The sequence below is a fragment of the Pseudomonas sp. P42 genome, from assembly GCF_017973755.1.
GTDB lineage: Bacteria > Pseudomonadota > Gammaproteobacteria > Pseudomonadales > Pseudomonadaceae > Aquipseudomonas > Aquipseudomonas iridis.
The window spans coordinates 495,909-513,783 of record NZ_JACOPU010000002.1 but is presented as its reverse complement, the minus strand read 5'-3'; the positions used below and the strand labels follow the sequence as shown (position 1 = coordinate 513,783).

The 17,875-nt window shown below is 54.2% G+C and carries 15 protein-coding genes; 11 read left to right on the top strand and 4 right to left on the bottom strand.

All coding sequences use genetic code 11. The features are described from left to right. Window positions 1–631 precede the first annotated feature (631 nt). Window positions 632–1,546 (bottom strand): site-specific integrase, encoded by a 915-nt coding sequence (locus tag H8B20_RS07250; protein ID WP_181643077.1) that lies wholly within the window; start codon window positions 1,544–1,546, stop codon window positions 632–634. Between the two features lie 177 nt (window positions 1,547–1,723). Here H8B20_RS07250 and H8B20_RS07245 point away from each other — a divergent pair, with 177 nt between their 5' ends. Then, complete coding sequence (locus tag H8B20_RS07245; RefSeq protein WP_210622743.1) at window positions 1,724–2,680, top strand: DNA-binding protein; 957 nt, start codon at window positions 1,724–1,726, stop codon at window positions 2,678–2,680. Window positions 2,681–2,721: 41 nt separating this feature from the next. Here H8B20_RS07245 and H8B20_RS07240 read toward each other — a convergent pair whose 3' ends face one another. After that, the gene (locus H8B20_RS07240; RefSeq protein ID WP_181643075.1) at window positions 2,722–3,600 is read right to left on the bottom strand and encodes a hypothetical protein; all 879 of its coding nucleotides are present in this window, start codon (window positions 3,598–3,600) and stop codon (window positions 2,722–2,724) included. Between the two features lie 1,211 nt (window positions 3,601–4,811). Between H8B20_RS07240 and H8B20_RS07235 the strand changes: the two genes are divergently transcribed. From H8B20_RS07235 to H8B20_RS07190, 10 genes are all read left to right on the top strand, one after another. After that, window positions 4,812–5,150, top strand: a complete 339-nt coding sequence (locus tag H8B20_RS07235) for a hypothetical protein (protein WP_210622742.1) — start codon at window positions 4,812–4,814, stop codon at window positions 5,148–5,150. Beyond that, the gene (locus H8B20_RS07230; RefSeq protein ID WP_181643073.1) at window positions 5,137–7,026 is read left to right on the top strand and encodes an integrase catalytic domain-containing protein; all 1,890 of its coding nucleotides are present in this window, start codon (window positions 5,137–5,139) and stop codon (window positions 7,024–7,026) included. Before H8B20_RS07235 ends, H8B20_RS07230 begins: the two co-directional genes overlap by 14 nt. Before the next feature lie 264 nt (window positions 7,027–7,290). After that, complete coding sequence (locus H8B20_RS07225; protein WP_181643072.1) at window positions 7,291–8,247, top strand: TniB family NTP-binding protein; 957 nt, start codon at window positions 7,291–7,293, stop codon at window positions 8,245–8,247. Continuing rightward, the gene (locus tag H8B20_RS07220; protein WP_210622741.1) at window positions 8,240–10,729 is read left to right on the top strand and encodes a TniQ family protein; all 2,490 of its coding nucleotides are present in this window, start codon (window positions 8,240–8,242) and stop codon (window positions 10,727–10,729) included. Before H8B20_RS07225 ends, H8B20_RS07220 begins: the two co-directional genes overlap by 8 nt. A gap of 546 nt (window positions 10,730–11,275) precedes the next feature. Beyond that, entirely contained in the window at window positions 11,276–11,809 is a 534-nt protein-coding gene (locus tag H8B20_RS07215; protein WP_210622959.1) for a BRO-N domain-containing protein, read from the top strand. Between the two features lie 116 nt (window positions 11,810–11,925). Further along, window positions 11,926–12,639 (top strand): HNH endonuclease, encoded by a 714-nt coding sequence (locus H8B20_RS07210; protein ID WP_210622740.1) that lies wholly within the window; start codon window positions 11,926–11,928, stop codon window positions 12,637–12,639. A gap of 179 nt (window positions 12,640–12,818) precedes the next feature. After that, entirely contained in the window at window positions 12,819–14,015 is a 1,197-nt protein-coding gene (locus H8B20_RS07205; protein WP_210622739.1) for a colicin E3/pyocin S6 family cytotoxin, read from the top strand. Continuing rightward, the gene (locus H8B20_RS07200; RefSeq protein ID WP_095191659.1) at window positions 14,012–14,242 is read left to right on the top strand and encodes a DUF7683 domain-containing protein; all 231 of its coding nucleotides are present in this window, start codon (window positions 14,012–14,014) and stop codon (window positions 14,240–14,242) included. The genes H8B20_RS07205 and H8B20_RS07200 overlap by 4 nt, the downstream gene beginning before the upstream one ends. Before the next feature lie 61 nt (window positions 14,243–14,303). Next, complete coding sequence (locus H8B20_RS07195) at window positions 14,304–14,537, top strand: DUF7683 domain-containing protein (protein WP_210622738.1); 234 nt, start codon at window positions 14,304–14,306, stop codon at window positions 14,535–14,537. A 180-nt stretch (window positions 14,538–14,717) separates the two neighbouring features. Then, complete coding sequence (locus H8B20_RS07190) at window positions 14,718–15,707, top strand: hypothetical protein (RefSeq protein WP_210622737.1); 990 nt, start codon at window positions 14,718–14,720, stop codon at window positions 15,705–15,707. Between the two features lie 3 nt (window positions 15,708–15,710). Here H8B20_RS07190 and H8B20_RS07185 read toward each other — a convergent pair whose 3' ends face one another. Further along, window positions 15,711–16,907, bottom strand: a complete 1,197-nt coding sequence (locus tag H8B20_RS07185; RefSeq protein ID WP_210622736.1) for a hypothetical protein — start codon at window positions 16,905–16,907, stop codon at window positions 15,711–15,713. A gap of 63 nt (window positions 16,908–16,970) precedes the next feature. Next, window positions 16,971–17,786: a sulfite exporter TauE/SafE family protein gene (locus H8B20_RS07180; RefSeq protein ID WP_210622735.1), complete on the bottom strand. Its 816-nt coding sequence runs from the start codon at window positions 17,784–17,786 to the stop codon at window positions 16,971–16,973. Window positions 17,787–17,875: the final 89 nt, after the last annotated feature.

Below are 17,875 nucleotides of genomic sequence, written 5' to 3'. Positions count from 1 at the left end.
CGCATGGAAAATCTCAAGAACCAAATTGCCCTAATAGACACCCCGTTGCTAAAAGTTTATGGAGATTCGAAAACACTCCTACCAAACACATTTACCGCATTCGGCCGAATAGTCTTGCCAGCTCCCCCATATTTTGCTCTAACTCTCGAAAAAGCCTTGCCTCACCTTCAAGTTCGCTCTGGGCAAATCTGATCGGAGCAAGTATTCATTCAAAGCTACGCGTCCATCACTCCAACGACTGACGCAACGGGGTGAGAAAACGCCGGCGTATTAATCAACCCGGGAAAACAGCCAACGGCGACACGCCGACCATCTCGTTCTACACGCGATGGCATCGAATCATCATCCTGCGCAGTAAATCGATATCCATATAGCTCAAGACTCGCGCGCCAGTGGAACAACGTCACAGCCTGCTCTCCGGGAGATGAGCATGCTGGCTCCTCACCTAATACGGCGTATCGCAACATCAATGCCCCCAGATGCCTATCAAAGCGTTTTTGAAGATGGTGGGTTTGTGGTTGCCTACATCCTTCGTGCTAGATGGGAGCGCTTCCCCCTGTTCACTGCATTTCGCCGTTCGCTGTGGCGGGCTCGAAAATACGCCACTGCTGTCTACTCGTTATCGTCGACATCACCTGTCACCGCGCCACTCACCAAATAATGTGGTGCTGTCGATATAGCGCATCGCCGAGGCGACGTCCCGCCAGCCGACATAATCCATCAATGCTTTGGTGCCCCATGCGTTTCGATTGGCCCAGGTGGCAAAGCCCCGGCGCAATGAATGACCGCTGTAGCATTCGCCATCTAACCCGCTGCGGGCAAAAGCTAAACGCAACAATCGCGAGATGCTGTTGGAGTTCAGCGGCTCAACACCGATGTGACCCCAACGATCGATGGAGCGAAATAGCGGCCCTTCCTTAAGTTCGCTCGCCTGTAACCACTCCTCATAAGCCTGTACGGGGCACAGTCGTTTCAGCGCAGGTACCGTGACTGTCCGACCTTGATGCTCTCGATCAGTTTTGCTGCTGGCCACAAACAACTCCAGCCCTTCCGCGCTGCGCAGCTTTATATGCTCGACGCGCAAGCCACACAGATCGTCGGCGCGAAAGGCTCGCCAGAAACCCAACAGAATGAGCGCCTGGTCGCGCAGCGCCCGTAATCGCTGGCAGTCGCTGCCCGAAGTCACTTGGGTCTGTAACCCCATGATGCATGCCTCGAGCGCTTGCAATTGCAAGGCCTCAGCTTGCTTCACCGGCCTTGGATGTTCGGCCTGAATACCACGCAGCACGTCACGCACCCTGGTTGCCTTGGTGGGATCGGCAAAACCATGACTCTTGTGCCACTGCGCTAATGCGGCCAAGTGAGTGCGCAAGGTATTGCTGGACATCCTCTCGGCATGGTCGGCGAGGTAGCGCACCACGGCCTCGCTGGAAGACGGCAGCAGTCCGCCCCAGGCACCTTCAAAATGCTCAATAACTTGCTGATACCGCCGCGCGGTGCTTTCACGACGGGCGGCGTTAAGGTATCGATCAACCTTGGCACTCATGCCCCTGCCCTCCTCGCGTACCGCGTTTGCACGCAACTCCGTTAAAAATGCGTATCACGTTCAAGAAATCAGGATTCTCGAACGTCAGTCCGTCGCCTGTTCGCACGTACCAGAGGACAGAAGTACACCCGTACTTACATACTCCATAACAAGCTACGAAATCGTAGGAGACATCTCATGGCACGTGGTGGCATCAACAAGGCGCTGGTCCAGAAGGCTCGCGACGCACTGCAGGCTCGAGGCATCCGGGCCAGCATTGACGCGGTGCGAGTCGAGTTGGGCAACACGGGCTCCAAAAGCACCATCCTGCGCTATCTGCAGGAGCTCAGTGCCGTGCAGGCGCCCTCAGATCCGGTAGCTCTGGAAGACGAACTGGTGCGCCTGATCAGCAGTGTAGCCGAGCGGCTGCAAGAGTCAGCCAAACAAGCAGTCGCGAACGATCAAACCCGAGTCGATCAAGCCTGGCAGCGGCACGCGCAAGCTCAGGAGCAACAACGCGAACTAGTGGAATCGTTAAGGGATCAGGTCCGCCGCCTGGATGCACAGGTGGAAGAGCACCGCCAGCGCGAATTGGCGGCGCAGAGCTATGCCCGGGACCTGCAGACCCAGTTCGAGGCGCAGCAACGGCAATTGACTCACGCGCAGCACACGCTAGATGAGCGCAAGGCCCACCTTACCGCCTTGAGTGAGCGTTACGATCACCTCAAAGCTTCGCGGGATCACTATCAGGAGCAACAACGGACTCAGCGAGAACAGGAACTGGCTCGTCACGATCAGCAGGTCCAGCAGTTGTCCAAACAACTTCGGACCCTGCAGGCATCCTTGCTCGCCAAACAGGAAGAACTAGCCACTCTCAATAGAGCCAACGAACGGCTGCTCACCGAGTCGCGCCTGGCTAGCCGACAGGCACTTACCGACTCGCGGGATTACAGCCAGGCCAGAGACGAGTGGCAACAACTCGCCCATCGTCATCAGCAGGCACAGGCCCAGTGGCAAACGGAGGAGGCAGAATTACGCGAACGTCTGCGCGCGGCTCTGCTCAAGCAGCGCAGCGATGCTCTGTACCGACGGCATGAGCAGCGGCAGATTCTTCAACTGCAACGCCTGTTAGACACGTCGACGCATCGCGCATGAAACCTTTCCTATGCAAACAGTGTTCGGGGCCTTGCCACGTGTTAGCCCTCGAGAGATCGGTCTACTCGCACCGCACTGGGCACGTCGAGCCGTGGATCCAACGCCCTCATCGCTCTCATTAGTAAGGGCGGGCACCGACGCACGCCATGGTTCAGACTGCCCTGCAGCTTTTTTTCAAACGCTTTGCCACCAATACAGAGACACCAGAGCATCGCAATAGCGCACCGCGCGCTGCGATCATCGGCGGGCAACCATCCCCACTCCTTCAGATCGGCGAACCGTTCGTTGCACAAAACACATTGATCAGCAAACGCGGCGGCGTCGACCGGCCAATCAGGCTGTGACGGATTGGGCTCCAGCCCTCTGGCGCGTAACCAATTGTCAATGAGTAACCACAGGTCAGCAAAACAGCCTTGGCACTCAGGCGAGAGCGACGCGAGGGTCAGGTAGTCGTTGAAATATTTATGCAACCACATGCGCTGCGGCATCCGGCGCGGGCAACTGCAGCCTAGCAGGGCCAGTGGCATCGCCAGCCTGCTCCAATCCGGTATACCCAGCGCCCAACTCATCCGCGCATTGACGCGACAGCGATAGGAACTAGGGACTAGGGCACGGCAACTGGGCAGAAGGTCCTGTAGAAAGGCCGCAGGCCTCTCAGCGTCTTCCGAGTCCCAAGTTAGCAACGTCCACAACGGATTCTGCAACACCTGATTGAGCACCGGGAAGGCTGCAATCAGACGCTTTAGGCAATGGGTCTGCAACTGGCTCCCGTCATCCAGTAGGCGCAGCCATTTGGGATTGGCTACGCCTGCGCCAGCGATCACTTGACCGCCCGGTACGGCATAGAGATACGGACGATCCAGATAGTCGCACCACCGGGCAAATTCGTTCCGGTCACGAGCCCCCGATATCTGGTACATCTGGGCGCCTAGGAAACGGTTGCGACAGCGGCATATTGCCACTCTCGAAAGTGTCGACACTTTGTCACTCCTGCGGCCCGTAGCCCCAGTACATAACTATAGAACGCTACGAAACAGAAGCCAGCGCATCTCGTCACCCATGCCGACGTCACAGGCTATAACCGTTCATGACAGAGCAATGCGAAAACTGGGTCGCGCTAAGTCTCTGACGTGTCTAGATATATACAATGCCTATCGTGAATTTAGCGCCAATTTTGTCGTTTGACGGCCTGTCATCTCTCGCCAGCTAATGCGCAACCTCGGTGAGTGTAAGCCGTTGATCCTTATGGCCATAGCCAATATCTATCTCAAAATTTAAAGGAATTTCTGTTAGCAGTATGAATGTACGTACCGGCCTACAGTGAGCTGGCGATCCGGCACTTTGCTTGGATCTATCTGAAGGACATGACCATGCATCGCCATCGATTGTACCTGCGCAGTATCCCGCCCTTACGGCGGCCTATAGCCCTAGATAACACCTCGCATAGACAATTCGGTGCCCCGCCTTGGCGCACCAGCCTCTCTCACCACTGCGTCCAAGCACGCCCCGAACAGGCCGATCGTGCGGAGGCGCCTAGTAATATCGGGGAGCACACTATGCACCAACGCAATCTTCTCGCAGCGTTGGCCACTTCACTGAACGACACCGGGCTGCGTATTCCCCACGCAGGAGTCCGGCACCGTGCACAGATCATCGGCCGGATCTTCGCGGCGCTCAGCCCCCTATTGTCACGACGATGGTCTCCTCGAAGACCCTGCTAGCGCTAATTGGGCACTTATATCCCATGGCGTGCTGCGTGGAGGTCAGCTTGCTTGACAGTCATGACTGCTTAACTCAGCGCGCCCCCCGGAGGAACACGATAATGCTTGTAACATCTAGGGATTGTCTCGAAAACCGGCCCCGTGCGCCCTTGAGCAAAGGACGCCCAGGGAGTCGAGTAACGTTTTTCCCGTCACGAAAAAACCATGGCCCGATCACCTGCGGCAACCTCATGCAGGCTGATTATTGCGTTCACCTCGAGTATCACCACGATGTCCGCACCTACCAGTGCCGCCCTCCAACCGTGTGCAAGGGTGAACTACGCTACAAGGCCGACTTTCTCGTTGCGCTCAGCAACGGACCGTCGGTGTACCACAAGTTTCTGCTACCGGATGACCAGGCCAGACCACACATGCGTGACTGGACGAAGGCGGTCGAAGCCATGCTGCTGGAGCATGGAGTGCTATTCCGGTGGCTCATTCACGACAAACTGACTCAGCGTCTGGTCACTCAAAACCTGCGGTACCTCTATCACCACAGCTTCAGCAGTTCTAAACGGGCAGCACTTGAAGTGCGTGCTCAGGTCGTCGCGCATGCCGGAAAACAGACGACCATTGCAGCACTGCTGGCTAGGGGTATCGCTCCCGCAGATATCAGCCACGCCATCTTTCTGAATGAGTTGCGGGTCAACCTTGAGCAGAAGCTCACGCCCGAAAGCAGGATCTACGGAGGCCATGATGGACATCTCTGAATTTAAAATCGGTGAACACTACCGCTACCGCGGCCAGCGCTTTCAGGTCGTCGATCAACAAGGTGAAACCGTGCAACTGCGCGCCGTCGAAGGCCGCCGGATCGTATTGCGCCAAACCCGGGAAGTTCTACTACGTGCGATGAAGCGCTGTGACCTGGTCAAAGATCAGGAGGCGCCCATCGAGAAGGATCCACAGAAAGTCCTTGCGGGGCTCCCCAAGCCTTACGCGGCTGCATTCGACCGACGCTGGCATTATGTGCATGCGCTCACCAAACGGTTTGGAGGGAAAATGCCGAGGGAGCGGAGCTCGCAGATGATCAGCGCTCTGGCTAAGGACATTAAGGACATCAGTCCCCCCAGCTTCAGCACGGCACGCAGTTGGGTACGGGCTTTCTGCAAATCGGGGCACAGCAGCCTTGCCCTGATACCCGGCCGACGGCAGAGAGCGAAACATCGCTTAGCCCTCCAGCCTTGGGAGGTTCAGCAGGTGATCAATCAACAGGTCAGCCAGTTTTACCTGAAAGCTGAACCGGCCTGTAAAACTGAAGTGATCGATGCCATTGTCCTGGAGCTGGAAGCCTTTAACGACGGCAGACCCAGCCACGATCGCTTGAAGATCCCATCGGAATCGACCCTCAACCGTATCCTGCGAGAGCTCGACGCTTATGAAAGAGCGCTGGCTCAGCATGGCAGCAAATATGCCCAGAAACACCAGGGATGGACTCGCAAGCGGGATCGGCCTGGACGATTGTTCGAACTCGTCGAGGCCGACACGCAGCAGATGCACGTGATGGTAGTGGGCAGTGATGGAGAGGTCATTGGCCGCCCCTACCTGACGGTGTTCCTAGAGGTTTACACGCGGATGCCGTATGCCTGGTCTATCGGATTTAATCCCCCCTCTTTGGACACGACCCTCCAGGCACTCAAGCGATCGTTATCCAGTGATAACACATACGCCGGTGTAGCCATCCGCTACGTTTTCGACAGCGGCGCCGAGTTCATCGCGCAGAATCTGCGTCGAATTATCGCCATGCTGGGCGGTGAGGTGTGCTATTGCGAGCCTGCTACCGGCAATCAGAAGCCTCACGTGGAAGCGTTCTTCGGAACTTGGTCGAAAGAAATCGCCCACGTGATGCGAGGCACGACTTTCTCGAACATCGGCGCACGGGGTGACTACAGCTCCGAAAAAAACGCTTGCATGACCATCTACGACGTCAGAGACGCCTTTTCCCGCTGGGTGACGCAGGTGTACTGCGAACGCGTGCACAGCAGTCTGAACACGTCTCCCAATCGGGCTTGGGAAGCGGCGTACTCCGAGATGTTTCCGCCCCGGCGCTATTCACAGTCCGAATTACGTCAGCACTTTCTCAGTGCGTTCCAAGCCTCTCCCCAACAGGGGCGGCTGCGCTACAACTCCCTGTTTTGGACCGGGCCGGCGGTAGGGTATCTGGCCAACCGCGAGCCCAAAGCAGAGAAGCTACTGGTCTACTACGACCCGAGTGACCTCGGTCTGGCCTGGGCCTGCCATCCCAGTTATCCCGACGAGGTGTTGGAGCTGCAAGCTGTAGAGCCTGACTACCAGCAAGGCTTGACCATGCATCTTCATCAACTGACGCTTAAACGTCTGAGGGCCGAGCGTAAAAGCTTCGACTCGCACAAGGCGCGCCGCGCCAGGGTGGCACTGCTGCATGAGCTGGCCCTAGTAAAGACGCCGGCCCAACGGCGTAACCACAGCCGAGCCGAAGAACAGGGCTCATTGCAGACCAAAACCCGGCGCGCTGCCAGCGGCGGCGAACAGCAGCCGCTGAAACCGCAGCCCACGACCTACCGTTACCACGACAACACACCCGACGACTATTCGTCTGAGGAGATCTAAGGCCATGCACATGCCAATGTCGAGGCACTCGCCTGTGCCCTCTCAGACCCAGCTCGGTGCCAGCCAGCGATCACGACCACTCGCAGAGCATTGCCCTGTCAGCCACACGGGCTGCGCCAATCTCCGTCTCTGTTAGCGAAAAGCGATGTAGCCGGCTGCCGGCAACACTTCTTGGAGTGAGCCACAGCCGGGCTACCTCCCCGACATCAGTGTCCCCAACGCCCTGATAATCCGTCAGTCCGCACGCACAAAAGGTCCACTATCATGGAGCTCGAGCGTCAGCAAGTACTTAAAGCGTTCAAAAGCAAAATTGTCTTCCATCCGCGGTACCGGCACGCATTCTCGCAAATCCAGAATGCGATCGAGAATACGGAGGCACTAGGTGAACCAGCGTGCGCCCTGCTTTGCGGCCCAAGCGGGACAGGGAAGTCCACGCTGTGTAATTACTTTCGCAAGCATTATGTCGCGGACGCAGAAACTCATCGTAAAGACGGCACTTACTCCAATCTTCCTGTCTTCTATTGCGAGGTCCCCTCACCGGCCACCGTCAAAGGCCTGATCACGAACATGTTGCGCATGCTGATTAACGCTACCCCTAGTGGTACCGTTGAGAAGCTAACCCATCAGCTCATCACGTGTCTTAAAACATCTCAGGTAAGGGTGATTTTTCTCGACGAAATTCAACGCCTCTGCTTCACCACTGTGGCCGAGAAGGTACGACTGGATTCCCTGCAATGGATTGTTTCGCTGCTCAACGGCTCCGGAATTCCGGTAATCCTTTCAGGCACCTGCCTGTGCCGTAACATTCGCCGCGAAGACGAAGCCTTTGAAAACAGATATCCATACTTCGCCGAGCTTTCAAACTTCCGCTATGAAACGGGAGATAACTCCGACTACTACGCGACGTTGAAACATCTGGACAGGGCGATGTATCAGGTGGCTCCGCTCGAAAGAGGTGTCCACCTTAATGATCCAACGATCGCGGCTCCTCTGTATGTGGGTACCAGAGGCAATTTAAAACGCATGCGTTTGGTCATCAACGATGCGCTGAAGACATGCCTGTACCGCAATGAGAAGCTCGAGTTGAGGATGGATGATTTCATTACGGCTTGTCAGTACGCAGACATGCCGAAAAACTTGTCAAACGGAAATCCCTTCGGACTGTCTTATGACGACGCGTTGAAACTCATTTTGGACTGTGAGGAGACGGAGGATGAGTAAGATACTGTTCCTGCCTGCCCCGCTTCCCGAAGAAAGTCCGACCAGCGTGCTGAGACGTATGGCGATCCGGCATGGTTGTACAGTTAGAACGGATCTTAAGGACCTTTTTGGAGAAGCCAACTTCTACAGGCCGATATTAGCTCGCACGCACCCCATTATCCAGGCCATTGCAACGCAATCTGGCTGGAACACGGAACGCTTTCTGAGCGGGTTCTACGAGCCGGTGGGGCCGTTACCAATAGCACCACCATTGAAAATCGGCGGGCAGGTGGTCAGAGCAGAGATGGTGCGAAAGGAACGATCTGCCTTCTGCTCGGAATGCTGGGCAACCGGCCAGGAGTATTTCATCAAAGATCTGAGACTTGCCGTTTATTGTCCTTATCACTTACGCCTGTATCTGGATAAATGTCCCCACTGTGGGACGGATCTAAATTGGTGCAACCTGTTATCCGGCAGGTGCCGATGCAAAGAGCTGCCAACGTCACCGCAGTGCAGGCCTGAAGATGCGATCATTGAACGTAAGCTTTTGAACTTGTTTAGACAAGGGGATTGTGGACAATTCAGAAAATTTGAAGAATACCTGCTGCTTCTGGAGTTTTTAAAAAAAGATCAACACGAGTGCAGCGCAGTAAGAACCTTGGTCATGATAGCGCTGGCGTTGCTGGACAGGGACCGGAAGGCGGTCATGTACAATCTAGAAAAACTGCACGCACTTTATCCCGACGTACCAAAACGAATTATTTGCGCTAAACTTTCTCTAATCCCAGCGGAGCAATATCAGGACTGCATAAAAACTTTCCTATGTCAAAAGGCTACAAGTGACAATGTACAACGAGATCTCACACAAAAACCATTGTCATCATTTTCCTTAACGGGACGCCAAATTCGCGCCTGGCAAAACTTAAACCCACATCAATGGAAAAAAGCTCGCCAAACATTTAACAATTTGCCGCCAACGGGTCGCTTCCATTGGAAGGAAGTGCAAACGATGAATGCTCACATACTTCAACTAAAACTAAAAAACGGGTTTAGCCAAAAAAAATATATTGCAGGCATAACGCTTGGGGAACTAAAAAGAACTCTGATGATAAGTACACCCGGATTACGGGAGGCCATAAACGAAATCCTACTGCACCCGATTAGACGGCAGAAAAATTCCATTTTATTTGATTCTGCTGACGTGGAAAATTTTTCCCAACAATACATTTCCACGCAGAAGCTGTCAGCCAACACTCTAATTCCCGTACACAAAATACACCGAGCGCTTCGATACTTAGAAGCGCGCAACTCCGAATTCAGAAATCAAAGATTATGTTTGCATGTGATGAGTATAGAAACAAGCAAAGCAGTGATTGAGTGGTGCACCCCTCACCCTAAAAAATATCAGAAGCGTGACGCAAGTTGGTTCGGGCTTCCGAAACATGACCCACTCCAGTCGGGAATCTGGCTGAACTCTTCGGCAGCAGCAAAATTTTTGGGGGTCGGGCCGCCACAAATTGGTTATTTTATAGCCGCCGGACTCATTTCAGCGTCGGTGGGCGGATCCAAAAACAATGCCTACCTAATCGAGGAGAAGACGCTAGTCCAATTCAAACTCAATTACATAAGTGTCACCGAAGCGGCACAGTTATTGGGCTTAACGCTGCACTCCAGCAGTACTGTCCTTAAACAGGCTGGCATCGCTCCAGTTACGGGGCCCGGAGTAGATAGAAATCCCTCTTACCATTTTTTGCGTTCTCAAGTGCTTACATTAATAACTACTGATGAGACTTTTGAAGCTAACGCATCGGGCATTACCAACTATGAGGCAAGTCGCCAGTTACACCTCCCACCTGCATTGATAATGAAGCTGATCCATGCCAAAGTATTGGATCTCGCAGACACAACAAACCGGTTGAAAAAACTACTAAAGAAAAAAAGCGTGGATGAATTCTATGATCATTACACCACAGAACTGATCATTGCCCAGTGGTTGAACATCCCCATCCGATGCGTAGTCCGAACATTATCCAGGTTTGGAATAAATCCATTACCTGAAGCAACGAACACCTCTTTCAAAACTCAAATCTATAAGATAGACGATGTTGCCGCAGTTTTTTCACTACCCTGCCGCCCCAACTCAAATGGTTACAAGTCGGGAAGAGCGCTATTGCTAGAAAAAGTCTCGACCGTGAGAAAACGGCACCAACTTGCAGCAGTACCATTCTTTCGACTCTTCATAGCGTCCGGCTTTGTTAACGCGATTGGAAATAATCAGCCAATTTATCTGCTGGAAGGTGACATCCAAAAAATTTCACTAATAATGGAAAAGTACTGCATCGCCTCACAAGCCAACAAATATTTAGGGCATCCTAACCTTGCGCACAACCTGATCCGAACGAAAAAGCTAAGTGTAGCCCACCCGCTATTGCCTTATACAGACTACCCGATGGTTGAACGGGCGGCTTTGCAGGATTATGCGGTAAAACATCATCTCATATAACTCCCCTCTCCTCCACTAACACCCTACCAATATAACTAACTATTAGCTCGACTGGTTTATTGCTAAGCCTTGTAATATTTGCTAGCTTATTTTGCCTAAAACAGATAAAAATCGAGAAATCTTGACATCGTTTAATCTGTGATTTTGACAAAAACCAACAGAATCAACGCTTGTGAGTTCAGGCGTTAATGAAAAATGGGGAGTCTCGCTCGCCACGATTTGACTGTTGCGGTCTGAGTCGACAAGTCGAGAATGCAAAAAGCCCCGATTTAATCGGGGCTTTTTTATGGGCGATGGGTAATCCGTTTCCATCCCTACACCGCAGCGTTAAATGTCCTACAACAGTTACAGTCGCTTCCGCATTGATACCCTCCACAAGCACCTCTAAGCTCAATCGCAGGTGCCTAAGAAACGCCCAACGTAGAAAGCATGGTCAACCCACAGACGCACACGGCGTCGGTAGTGGTTGCCTGCTCGTTGGGATTTCTTAAGTCCACTCTACGTTGGGGCCAGGCTCTCCAATATCTAAATGTAGAGGTCATGGATATGCCCGATCCTTTTTCTGTAACCGTCTTCTCTCGCCACAACCTCGCTCTTCATGCCCTTCTACTCGAAAACCAACCATGGTTCTGCGCTCGCGATATCGGCCGTTTGATGGGTGTTCATCTGAGCGAGCGCATGGTCAACAAACTGGACAAGGATCAGCGTCGCGTTTTGTGGATTGAGTATTTCCGGCAACCCGAAAAACAACTGATGCTCAGCGAGTCCGGCGTCTACGCGCTATTGGTGTATCACTACGTTCCGGGGAATCGATTGTTGCGTGAGTGGTTGACTCATCAGGTGGTGCCGGCCTTGCGCGATGCTGAACATTTAGGCCATTCAGATCGGCCGCTGTTGAGTTTGTTGGATTGGCCGGAGATGTCATTGAGTCTGTTGAATTGGCAGGATGAAAGTTGGATTCGGCTGCGGGACATGCCTTATCTGTTGAGCGATCAGACACCACGAAAAGCGATGGCGACGAAGCCTTGGTGGCGAAGGCTCGCTCACGCGTTTCAGTCGTCGAAGCATTCGATGGGGTGAGCGATGCGCTTGTAGGATCACATGCGAGATCCGTCGCTATTTTTTGTAGGAATTTTCGTAGACAGCAGTAATGGCCACTCAGTATCGTCCGAGGGTTTTCAACCCTCGGCGACTGTATGGATACCTCGAAAGAAAAGACTGGCTGGAGCGATGAGGAGCTAGAGGCTTCGGTAGACGCGTACCTGAAGATGTTTGCTCTTGAGCAGAAAAAGCAGCCATTCAAAAAGGCAGACGAAAACCGTCTATTGCGTGAAGGCCCGCTAAACAAACGCAGCGCCTCCTCCGTCGAGTACCGCATGCAGAACATCTCTGCGGTGATGGAGCAATTGGGGCAGCAGCGAATTACTGGCTACGTTTCGGCAAAGAACCTTGGTTCTGGCGTTAGTAAACGGATCAAGGAATTCCTCGCGAAGAGGGGCATCCACGCATTACGAAAAGGCGAACAACGGGCCACTACATTTACTCCGCTTCAGTTGGTCCAGGTCACTGCACCTCAACAAAATGAAGCGCCAGTGGGCGTTCTAAACCCTAAAGAGACGACATCCACTGTCGTAAGACTTGCCCGCGCCCAGAGCGTAAAGAAATGGGTACTCAAGCACTCCCAAGGCATTTGTGAAGGTTGCGGGCAAACCGCACCATTCGTTAGCGCAAACGGCCGCCCCTTTCTTGAAGTCCATCATGTTAAGCACCTTATTGATGGCGGTACCGACCGCATATGCAACACGGTCGCGCTGTGCCCGAACTGCCATCGTCGTTGCCACCACTCCAGCGATAGAAAAGAGTTCACCGCTGAGTTTTATAAGAAAGTCGAGCGGTTGAGACCTGAATAGAGGATCAAACTTGTGCCGAGGAATCCCAACGTCCTAAAGGCTCTGCACTGACCTCCAAATCAAACAGCGACAATTCCTAACCTGATCCAAGACCCGTCCTACAGCCTCAATGCATCACCTTCGTTAACGTCGCCCGGCTTCTTTCCGGTGCGACCGATAAATGAACGAAAGGATGATCAGTGGCTGGCAAAAAGGATATTCCCCGGGTCAGGAACCCACCTTCAGGCGACGGGCATCACGTCACCTACCGGTTCATGAGCACGACCGAACTGGCCGAGCGCGAAGCCAGGCAGAACGCTTACGAGGCCATGCTGGCTCGGCAGGATGCGTTTGAGCGCAGCCGGCAGGTTGCTGTCAAAAAAGTCGAGGCGGTTCGGGCTGGGTGCGTGTTCGCGAAGTCTTGCAAGCTGCCGGACGCGATCATTGATTACTCGAATCCTTCCGGGATGGTGCCGACCGACAGCCTGAGGGATTACGGCGAATTCGCTTTGCTCGGTACCCGTGAGGCCGATGATGCCGGGCTGCTGAATCTGCAAACCATTAGCGGCAGTACCGTTTCACTCGGCCTCGGGCGCCTTGCTCTGCGAAGCCCGACACTCGCCACGCCAGCAATAGGTCTTGGAGCCGCCATTGGCGCTACCGGTGCCGCACTCATGACCGGCATGGTCGCTTTGCTCTGGACGCCCAGCCTGGGTGACAGCGCTCTCTACACCGAGGAACAATTGCGCGCCCTCAAGCAGGCCCGAACCCGTGTTCGCCTGCGCATCGAGCAACAAACCGACGGCGCTCTCAAAGGTTATGCCTTCTACACCGGCAAGAATCGCGACTGGGAAATGGTCGATGTCGTGAAGCTGGAAACCCGCGACAGCCAGTACGTCGCGAATCTGGGTGAAGGTGTCGAACTGATCTGGACACCCGCCGTAGACGGCTCCGACATTCTCGGCATTCCTGCTCTGGAAGCCGCCCCGCAGGCCCCGCACATCTGGGTTTACCCGCCAACAAAAGCGGCGAACGACATCCTTGTGAATCCGGTTTACCCACCGGAGTACAAGGATTTCATTCTGGTGTTTCCAGAGAGTTCGGGGGTCAGGCCGGTTTATATTGTGGTGAGTGTTTCTGATCACAAATATCATCCGGCACCGCCTGGACTTGCAGCGTTCCCGGATGCGATTAAGGCAGATCGTAAGACTTCCGTTAAAGGAGGCGGGGGGCTTAGAAAGCGATGGAAAACCAGAAAAGGACTGATTTTTGAATGGGACTCACAACACGGTACTGTCGAGATGTATGACAAACGAGGTCGCCATCTCGGTGAGTATGACCCAGCAACTGGCGCGCAAACCAAACCAGCGGACGGCACGAGGACAGTAGAACCATGATCTATCTAATCGAGGCATTTGATAAAGAAAGCGGTTTCCTGGCTTTTGAAGAGGAACTCCCAAGTGGATCAGATCAGGCGATAAAAACCATCATGGGATGGACGGTGGAACAGCAAGGATGGGAGGGATACGATCTCTCGCACGAACAGCTTGGAGCCCTGGAAAAACTACTGGGGAAAGAAATCTATAACCCTGCTTATAAATTCCAGCTCAGCTGCAATGTGTAAACGATGGTTCTGACACCGGTGAGCAGAACAAACCGGCCTCTGCAAAGAGAAGGATAGAACCATGACTCACGTAATTTATGCGTTTGATCGATCCACCGAAGCCCTGATTTTCGAAGTACCTATCTCGGCAGAGGATATCGAGCAGCTGCGAGTCATCATGAAATGGAATGACGCAGAAGACGAACTCTACGGTTGCGATCTTGATTTTCAGCAGCTAGCACAACTGGAAACGCTAACCGGAAGATTCTTCTACGATCCTCAATACGATTACCAACTCGCTAGCTACGGAAACTAAAAATTTAGTCGCCTATCGTGTCATGCGAGGTTGCTGTCGGGATCAACGATTGAGTTGATCCCACCAATCGCCAGCAGGCTAGCTCCCACAGATTCCGCATCATCCTGAAAACAATCAGTGCAACCCGCGCCGCCTCCCGCTATTAATACCCCTCCCCCACTCAAGGATCCGAGCCCCACCATGAAATTCGATCTCGCCTACTGCCTCAGCCTCGACGACAAGTTGTCGATCTATGATGTTCGCGATCTCAATTTCGATGAGACGGTGGCGTTCGATTCTGCCAAAGAACACTTCCAGTGCCCCAACGATGCCTGTCGCTCTGCGTTCGAGGCCTCCAACGAGTTGGGTACGTTCAACGCCAAGAACGTGAATTACGTTCGCACGCCGCACTTCAAGAACCTGCCCACGACGCAGCATGTGGTGGGTTGTCCTTATGTGAGCTTGAAAGCTTCAGCCTCGGGTGTTGAAACGGCGGATGGCGAGGCGGATGACGGTCGCGAGGAACACTTCCCGTCGGAGTTGCTGCTGACGCGGCGTGAGTATGTGCGCAAGCCTGTCGCGCCAGCGGGAGCTGCGGATGTGTCGCGCGATGATCCGGTACGAGTGACGGTGGACAATGGTAAAGAGTCCGCAAGTCGCGAGTCGGCGCCGGACAAGACCAGTGTTTTCGCGCATCCGGTGGAGTGCTTTGTTTCGAACTTCGCCGACAAGGAGTTGCTCAAGCGGATGCCGTTGAAGGTCGGTGAGCATTCGGCGCCGTACAGTTCGTTCTTCAAGAAGATTGAATATCTGACGGACAACAAGGGGCTGATTTACTGGGGGCGGATCAAGAAGATTGAAGACTTTCACAGCGGCGCCAGTTTCCGGATCGATTTCGAAGACAAGGTCTGGTTCAAGAAGCCGGAGGACAGTAAGAAGAAGCCTTATGCGGTCAGTGTTTATCTGAACAAGAAGCTGATCGACAACTACCGCAAGCGCAAGGCGTTTCTGGAGGAGATCAAGCACGCCGCTGATAGCGACAAGGCGTTGTTCTGTTTTTTCTATGGTGTGACGCCGGAGTTGAAGCAGGTGCCGGGCAAGAAGAACCCCGAAAAGCCTTTCGAGGTCTTCAATGCCAATATCGAGAACCTGGATCACTTCATCATTCGCGAAGCGCCGGGGCTGGAGTGACGGTTAGCCTTGTGGCAGTTGCAGTTTGACGGCACCGGGGTGTTGTTTGACGACGGAGTACGGCAGGATCGACCAGTCTGGCGCATCGCAAGCGCGGGCCACACGAGCAAAGTAAGGGCCGAGATAGAGACCTTTCGTGGTGAAGTACCAGGGTGAGTATCCCCAAATGCTTTCGTCGCTGTAGTCGCAAGCGTTGTCGTCGTCCTCCGCTGGTTTCTTCATTTCATTGGGGTAAAGCGTGATGAACTGCTTGATCAGCCAAGGCACCAGCACTTCGCGCTGATAAGTTGAATACGCTGCACTTTCCGAAGCACTCAACGGCTGGTCACCTGTGCTGTCGCGGTCGGCATGTGACAGTGGCTTGCCCGCTCCGACCCATAACACGTCTGCCAAAGACAACGGATGGCCGGTTCGCACATCAATATTGAGGGGTGAATCGCCGAAGTCCGGATGTGCACCGCCACAGTAATAGCTGGTGGAGATGTTAAGACTGACCACCGCTGGCGAGATCATCTTCAGTTCTGCTTGTTGCATGAAGTCGGTGTTCACGCCGCCTTGCAGCAGGCAGCCGTGATAACTGATCACCTCGCGCCACAACCTGCCGAGCAACTGCTGATTGACCCGCTGAAGGTCATCTTTTGGTAAACCGGATTCCACGCTGAACAAGGAGATCTTCGACTCTGGCTCAGTCCACCACTGCAGGTCGTAGCCCATGAAGTTTTCTTTCTTCGCGGGTTTGAGCTTGAGTCCCTGTAGGCGCAAATACTCATACGGTGCACTTTGGGGCAGCGTGGCAATAAATGGCAAAGTCATTGAGGTCGGCGCTGGGAGTTTGGCCTCAGCCAGCTTCACCGGCAGTTTTTTACCCTGTGGACTTTGCCATTCGCCCTGCCAGCCGTTGCCGGTTTCTTCCAGCTTCAAAGTTGGTAACGGCTCATCTTCGCCATAGCGGTTTTCACCTTCTACCAGCGTCAAAGTGCTTTCGTGCAACGAACCGCTGAGTGCCAGATCGCGATGGTATTTCTCGTAGAAATAGCGGCCATTCACTTCGTCCGGCTGCGTGGTATTGAGCTCCACCACAATCGGTGTTTTACCCAACGTACCGGTGAACACGCGTCGGCCATCTTCAGCATGGGCGGCGGAAATCAGTGTGAACAGCGCCGCGGCGCACGGCGCCAGGCGCGACAGTCCCTTGAGCATGAATCGATCCCTGAATGAATGAGGCTGCGAAGTATGCAGAGGATGCGCGCAGGAATCGAGGCTCTACTTGAGCAGCATCCCCAGCATCACGACTATCAACAATCCAACATAAACCCATGCATGCACACGATCCGGTATCCGCCCGATCCATCGCGTCGCCAATCGAATCCCCAGTAACGACCCCACCGTCAACAGCGCAAACGCCAGCAGATCCATATACCCGATGAACCACGGCCCGAGATCTGTCTCGCTAAAACCGGCCAGCGCCATATACGTCAGGGTCCCGGCCACTGCCACCGGCACGCTCAGCGGATTGGCCATGGACGTCGCCTGCGACATGCTCAACCCGCTGCGGCGCAGGAGCGGCACGGTCATGACGCTTCCTCCTACACCAAGGAACGTCGCGATGGCGCCAATGCCTACACCGCCGGCAGAAGTTTCCGTATTGCCGAGTAGGCGCGGGATGACGTCTGCGGCGTGTGTGAGAAATCCGCGTCGCAGCAGGCAATCAACGATGGTCACGCCAAGGTAGGCGATGAACGCATAGCGGATGACTTCGCCGCTGACCCACACGGCGGCGATCGCGCCGAGGATCGCGCCCAATCCGATGAACCCGCCCAACGGCCAAAGGTAATCCCGAATGAGATTGCCGACGCGGCGGTGTTTGTCGGTGGCTATCAGAGCGTTGACGATCATCACGCAGGTCGAAGTGGCGACGGCAATGTGCATCGCTGATTGGCCGATGGGGTCGCCGGCCCCGTGAATGGCGGTAAGCATGCGGTAAAGCAGCGGCACAACGACGAAGCCGCCACCAAAGCCGAAGAGCACGGCGGTGATGCCGGTCAGACAGCCAAAGAGGGTTAGCAGGAGGTAGAACATGGCGCGTCTTCCGGTGATGGGGAGCGGTCGACGATAGAGCGACATAGGTTGGCCTGCTTCAGCAAATCAGCCAATAATGTTTGCGTTTA

Excerpts from the sequence above, each read along its gene's own strand:
- H8B20_RS07250 (WP_181643077.1), bottom strand. The coding sequence starts at position 1,546 with ATGAGTGCCAAGGTTGATCGATACCTTAACGCCGCCCGTCGTGAAAGC.
- H8B20_RS07245 (WP_210622743.1), top strand. The coding sequence starts at position 1,724 with ATGGCACGTGGTGGCATCAACAAGGCGCTGGTCCAGAAGGCTCGCGAC.
- H8B20_RS07240 (WP_181643075.1), bottom strand. The coding sequence starts at position 3,600 with ATGTACCAGATATCGGGGGCTCGTGACCGGAACGAATTTGCCCGGTGG.
- H8B20_RS07235 (WP_210622742.1), top strand. The coding sequence starts at position 4,812 with ATGCGTGACTGGACGAAGGCGGTCGAAGCCATGCTGCTGGAGCATGGA.
- H8B20_RS07230 (WP_181643073.1), top strand. The coding sequence starts at position 5,137 with ATGGACATCTCTGAATTTAAAATCGGTGAACACTACCGCTACCGCGGC.
- H8B20_RS07225 (WP_181643072.1), top strand. The coding sequence starts at position 7,291 with ATGGAGCTCGAGCGTCAGCAAGTACTTAAAGCGTTCAAAAGCAAAATT.
- H8B20_RS07220 (WP_210622741.1), top strand. The coding sequence starts at position 8,240 with ATGAGTAAGATACTGTTCCTGCCTGCCCCGCTTCCCGAAGAAAGTCCG.
- H8B20_RS07215 (WP_210622959.1), top strand. The coding sequence starts at position 11,276 with ATGCCCGATCCTTTTTCTGTAACCGTCTTCTCTCGCCACAACCTCGCT.
- H8B20_RS07210 (WP_210622740.1), top strand. The coding sequence starts at position 11,926 with ATGGATACCTCGAAAGAAAAGACTGGCTGGAGCGATGAGGAGCTAGAG.
- H8B20_RS07200 (WP_095191659.1), top strand. The coding sequence starts at position 14,012 with ATGATCTATCTAATCGAGGCATTTGATAAAGAAAGCGGTTTCCTGGCT.
- H8B20_RS07195 (WP_210622738.1), top strand. The coding sequence starts at position 14,304 with ATGACTCACGTAATTTATGCGTTTGATCGATCCACCGAAGCCCTGATT.
- H8B20_RS07190 (WP_210622737.1), top strand. The coding sequence starts at position 14,718 with ATGAAATTCGATCTCGCCTACTGCCTCAGCCTCGACGACAAGTTGTCG.
- H8B20_RS07185 (WP_210622736.1), bottom strand. The coding sequence starts at position 16,907 with ATGCTCAAGGGACTGTCGCGCCTGGCGCCGTGCGCCGCGGCGCTGTTC.
- H8B20_RS07180 (WP_210622735.1), bottom strand. The coding sequence starts at position 17,786 with ATGTTCTACCTCCTGCTAACCCTCTTTGGCTGTCTGACCGGCATCACC.